Origin of the sequence: Halomonas sp. Ps84H-12, assembly GCF_024124725.1 — a bacterium.
In the GTDB taxonomy this organism is placed as follows: Bacteria; Pseudomonadota; Gammaproteobacteria; order Pseudomonadales; family Halomonadaceae; genus Vreelandella; species Vreelandella aquamarina.
Map to the genome: position 1 here is coordinate 1 of NZ_JAMXSJ010000073.1, position 4,542 is coordinate 4,542.

Annotated in this window: 3 protein-coding genes; all 3 read right to left on the reverse strand. The window is 54.8% G+C overall.

Annotated elements, in window-relative coordinates; genetic code table 11:
• Positions 1 to 103: 103 nt before the first annotated feature.
• The 3 genes from NH344_RS17910 to NH344_RS17920 all read right to left on the reverse strand — a co-directional run bounded on the left by NH344_RS17910 (position 104) and on the right by NH344_RS17920 (position 4,315).
• Positions 104 to 1,177: a CDP-alcohol phosphatidyltransferase family protein gene (locus tag NH344_RS17910; RefSeq protein ID WP_228169107.1), complete on the reverse strand. Its 1,074-nt coding sequence runs from the start codon at positions 1,175 to 1,177 to the stop codon at positions 104 to 106.
• Positions 1,178 to 1,364: 187 nt separating this feature from the next.
• Positions 1,365 to 2,678 (reverse strand): serine hydrolase domain-containing protein, encoded by a 1,314-nt coding sequence (locus tag NH344_RS17915; protein ID WP_228169108.1) that lies wholly within the window; start codon positions 2,676 to 2,678, stop codon positions 1,365 to 1,367.
• 179 nt (positions 2,679 to 2,857) lie between these two features.
• The gene (locus NH344_RS17920; RefSeq protein WP_253028266.1) at positions 2,858 to 4,315 is read right to left on the reverse strand and encodes a TonB-dependent receptor; all 1,458 of its coding nucleotides are present in this window, start codon (positions 4,313 to 4,315) and stop codon (positions 2,858 to 2,860) included.
• Between the last annotated feature and the right edge of the window lie 227 nt (positions 4,316 to 4,542).

Genomic DNA, 4,542 nt, shown 5'->3' on the forward strand with positions numbered 1-4,542 from the left:
CCATCGGTTACGGACTGCCGGACTTCGCAGAGGAACTCAACTACGGAGTCGATCTATCAACCATCTGAGGGTGGTATCAGATTGATGGGGTGAAGGTGCCCCATCAACCATTAAATCCGTATACCCCAAAATAATTGGCCAACAAACCGATCAACATCAAGCAGGCAGCGCGACCTGCAACGCCGGTAAGAATTAATGCACTGCCGAGAACAAAGCCGGCACCCACCAACGCACTTACCGTTCGACCGTCAGAGTCCAGGCCCGACCAAATGCCCGGAAGTCCGAGCGTGGCAATGAGTAGCACTACGATCAGCACACGCAGTGCCGGTTGCAGTACCGAGTACGCTAGCGCACTCAGGCGGCGGAAAAAATGATCAGTGTTAGAGTTGTCGCGGCTAAGCCGGCCGCTGACAAATAACCAGTCGACAATAAAACCAATGAGCGCAGGCAGCATAAAAGCAAACCCGGCCAGCGTCGTGATCGGTGGATAAAACCACGGCCAAAGCGCGACGACGAGAAAGCCCATTTGAAAACCGGCCCAGGCACGTCGGTGCATGGCGGGTGGCAGGGGATAAATTGGCAGCCCTTGTTGTTTGCGCCAGATAAGCCCGCCGTGGAAGACATAGTAGGCGACACCAAACAGCAAGTAAGTCCAGTGCACCTGGCCATAACCAAAGGCCAGCAGTGAGGCGATGGCCAGGCCGAGGGCATCACTCAGCATATCCAGTTCATTGCCCAGCAGGCTGCTGTGTCCGGTCTTGCGCGCCACATAACCATCGACGCGATCCAGTATGGCGCCGCAAAAATACAAGCTGCCCGGTACCCAGGCCATAACAGCGCCGACCGGCCAGTCCTGAAAGAGAAAGCCGGCCACGGCGGCCAGAAAACAGGCGCGCAGCAGGGTAACGAGATTACCCCAACCCAATGTGGCGTAGAGTTGTGCATTTTCGTCGGGCCGATTGAGTTCTACGCGGCGCACGGCCTGATAACAAACAAAGGCCCATACCAGCATGGCTTGTAACAACCATTGCATGGCGCCGCCGGTTTGCCAGCTAAAAGCGAGTAGTCCCGAAAGAACAAAAAGCGTGAGGGCGCCATAGAAGGCAAGCCACAGGAGCTCGAACAGAAGTTCTCTGGGAATGTTCTGCGAATCAGTGTCGCTTTCAGTGTCAGACATAGGGATTGCGTAGCTGAATAATGAGAAGTTACAAAACGAGAAGGTCGAAAATGACTAGTCGCAGAGCAGGTGAAGAGTAACTTGGCGCTGCACGAGATATTAAAGATTGATCCAACCTTGTTCCGCACGAGTCGAGGATGACGCCTGGACTCGTACGGATCAGATTTCAATCCAGTCGCAAAACAGGTTAAGGCTGTAGCCCCTGATAGATCAGATTACGTGCCACTTCACCCATATTAGCGGCTCCGGGGCGACGTTGACCCTGGGCCTGTATCATCGACAGCCAGAAAATGTTGTTGGCCGGATCAATCCAGAATGCAGTACCTGCCGCGCCGGCCCAATTGTAAGTGCCGGGGCCTGCAGGTGTGCCTGCGGCCTGTGGATCGTAAGTCACCGCGAAGTCGACACCAAAGCCGACACCTGGCTGGCCAACACCACCGATGGCATATTGCATGGACTCTTCACCAGTCAGGCTGTTCGTGCGCATGATGCGCACCGATTCGGGTGACAAAATGCGAGTGCCTTCAAGTTCACCTTCGTTAACGAGCATCTGAATAAAGCGGGCGTAGTCGTGGGTTGATGACACCAGACCGCCGCCACCAGACTCGATACGATCAGGGTCCAGATAGCTGGGACGGTCAGCACGATGTGGTTGCTGGGCGAGTTGATTGCGCTCGGTATCCCAGTAGTGAACTTCGGCGAACCGCGCCTGATCCTCAGGCGCAACATAAAAACGCGTGTCCATCATGTCCAGGGGTTCGAAAAGCTGTGTGCGTAAGAACTCACCAAAACTCATGCCGGTAATCTGTTGCACGATGTAGCCTTGAATATCGACACCAATGGAGTAGTACCACTGGGCGCCAGGCTGAGCGAGTAAAGGAATGTCAGCGACCTTGGCGACAAGCTCGTCGAGATCACTTGAGGCCAATACTGCCTGATCGCGAAAGGCGGTGTTAACCGGATCATCGCCGAACAAGCCGTAGCCAAAACCGGCAGTGTGATTAAGCAGTTCACGCATGGTGGGCTGGCGCTCCAGCGGTTCCAGTTCCACATTGCCGTTGTCATCGTAGCTGGCAAGTACCTGAAGATCCGCGAATTCGGGAATGAATTTACTAAGTGGATCGTCGAAATCCCAGTGCCCGTCTTCCCACAACATCATCAAGGCAACGCCGGTTACCGGCTTGCTCATGGAATAGATGCGAAACAGGGAGTCTTTGGTCATGGGCGTGTTGTCTTCCAGACGCGCCAGTCCGGCCGATTCAAAGGTGGCCACTTCGCCGTCTTTGGCGAGCATCCAGACCATACCGGCGACATCCTGATCGGCGACGATTTCACGCATGGCCGAATCCAGTTTGTCGACGCCTTCCTGGCTAAAGCCAGCCGCTTCGGCACCGGCTTCGGTTTGTGGCCAGGTGTCAGCAGCCAGTGAACTTGCACTAAGCCAGCAGCCGAAGGTTAGTATAAGCAGGCGGCTGACATGGCCGGTTGGGTGCTTGATCACGATAAAACTCCTTTCATTGCTCTTATTCTTGATATCGGTGCTGAGCGGAAGCGCGCAGACCGTTAGTGCGATGACTCCAAGACAGAGTCTAGACCAATGCTGCTCGTTTGGGCAGGGCCGAGTGCCGTGTTCGAAGGTTTGCCCGACGCAGTAATGGCCCGCTATTTTGCGGGCTTCGCCTAGAAGCGCAGCTTGACGCCACCGTTGATGACGAAACCATCCAGTGGCGCATAGATATCGGTAAATTGCGGATCAGAGATCGGGCCCGAGTAGATGCTGCCGTAACGGGACTGGCGGGTATCGGTGAAGTTTTCGAAGTTCAGGAAGAGTGAGTTGTCGTCACCAAAGGTCTTTTCCGTCATCAGCCCGGTAATCCAGTAGTCTCGACTTTCACTGCCATCGCCCAGTAGTTGCTCACTATAGTAGTAGGCTTCCAGCCCGATGCGGATGTCTCCCTCAGTTTCATAGACCAACACCGTATTGATGCGATTGGGCACCAGCGGGTAATCGCTGTCCCTGTCGCCATCATGCTCCTGCACATCTGTATGGGTGTAGCCCAGAAACAGTTTGAAATCCTGCCAGCGCCATACCGCATTGATTTCAGTGCCGCGGGTGTCGATGTAATCTATCGGCTGTACGAAACGTAGCAGGTTGTCGTCACCTCGTTGCAGACGCAATGGATTGTCGACTCGCGTATAAAACAGCAGGACATTGAGGTCCAGAGAGATATTGTAGGCCAGCGCAAAACTGTGATTGATGTCGAGATTGAATCCGGCGGATTCTTCTGCCTCGAGTGATTCGGATTGCAGAGGCAGGATATCGCGAAATTGCTGGCGCTCGGCATCTTCGGTGAACAGATCCGGTTCCTTGTAACCCAGACCACCGCCAATACGGATATTGGTGTCCGGGCCGGGGGTAAATAGCAATGACAGGCGAGGCAACAAGAAGCTGCCATAGTCTGATGTATCGTCCAAGCGCAGGCCGGCTTCCAGCGTCCAGCGTTCGGCGAGGGGGCGCGTGCCCTGCACAAAGGCGCCAACGGTGTGCTTGTTGAAATCCTGTACAAAACCTTGTTGTGCGTTGGCTTGCTCGAATTCCTCGGTCCACAAATTCAAGCCCATCACCCAGTCGAGGTCCTGACGTGCGCTCGAGCCCACCAGATGTGCCTCACTGAATGTGGACAGCTGGGCACCGTTGAACTGGAACCCGGGCACGACCAGATCGCGATCGAAATGATTGCCGCTATTGCGTAATACCAGCTCGTTGCCAGACGCAAACTGGCGGCGATACTCAAGCTGACTGGTTACCCGCTCAGTGCTGCTGGACTCGAAATAGGCCGGACTGGTGGCATTGCCTTCGATATAGCGCATATCCCCACCAAGGCGATCTTCTACCGCCACGTTGATGCCGCCATTGAATTCGTAATTGTCACCGCTGAGGAAGAGTCGTGGATTAAAGGACCAACGCTCGAACTCGGGTATGGCGCTGAGTCCGTTATCTGCCGGGTCGTAGGCATCGGCACGGTTATAGGAGGTGAACAGAGTGCCACCAACGATTGTGCCGTCGCCAGTGTCCCGCTGGCCAGCAAAGAAACCGCTTACATCCTGGCCGCCGGCGGAGGTGGCATTGACGAGCAAGGAGGCTTCCGGCTCTGCTTCGGGGGTCCGCGTGACCATGTTGACCAGGCCGGCAATAGCACCACCGCCATAAAGAGTTGAGCTGGCACCTTTTATAATTTCGGGTATCCGGAATTTCTGGTTGATAAAATGCCAAAGATGTAAAGAAGAAAATCTTTCTCAGCGGATTATCTGATTGATCCTCTTCAGCCTACTCTACTGCCAATTTTCTGTTTCCACCTTCGCCT

Bases quoted from the DNA above. Each gene is read 5' to 3' on its own strand.
- NH344_RS17910 (WP_228169107.1), bottom strand. From the start codon at position 1,177: ATGTCTGACACTGAAAGCGACACTGATTCGCAGAACATTCCCAGAGAA.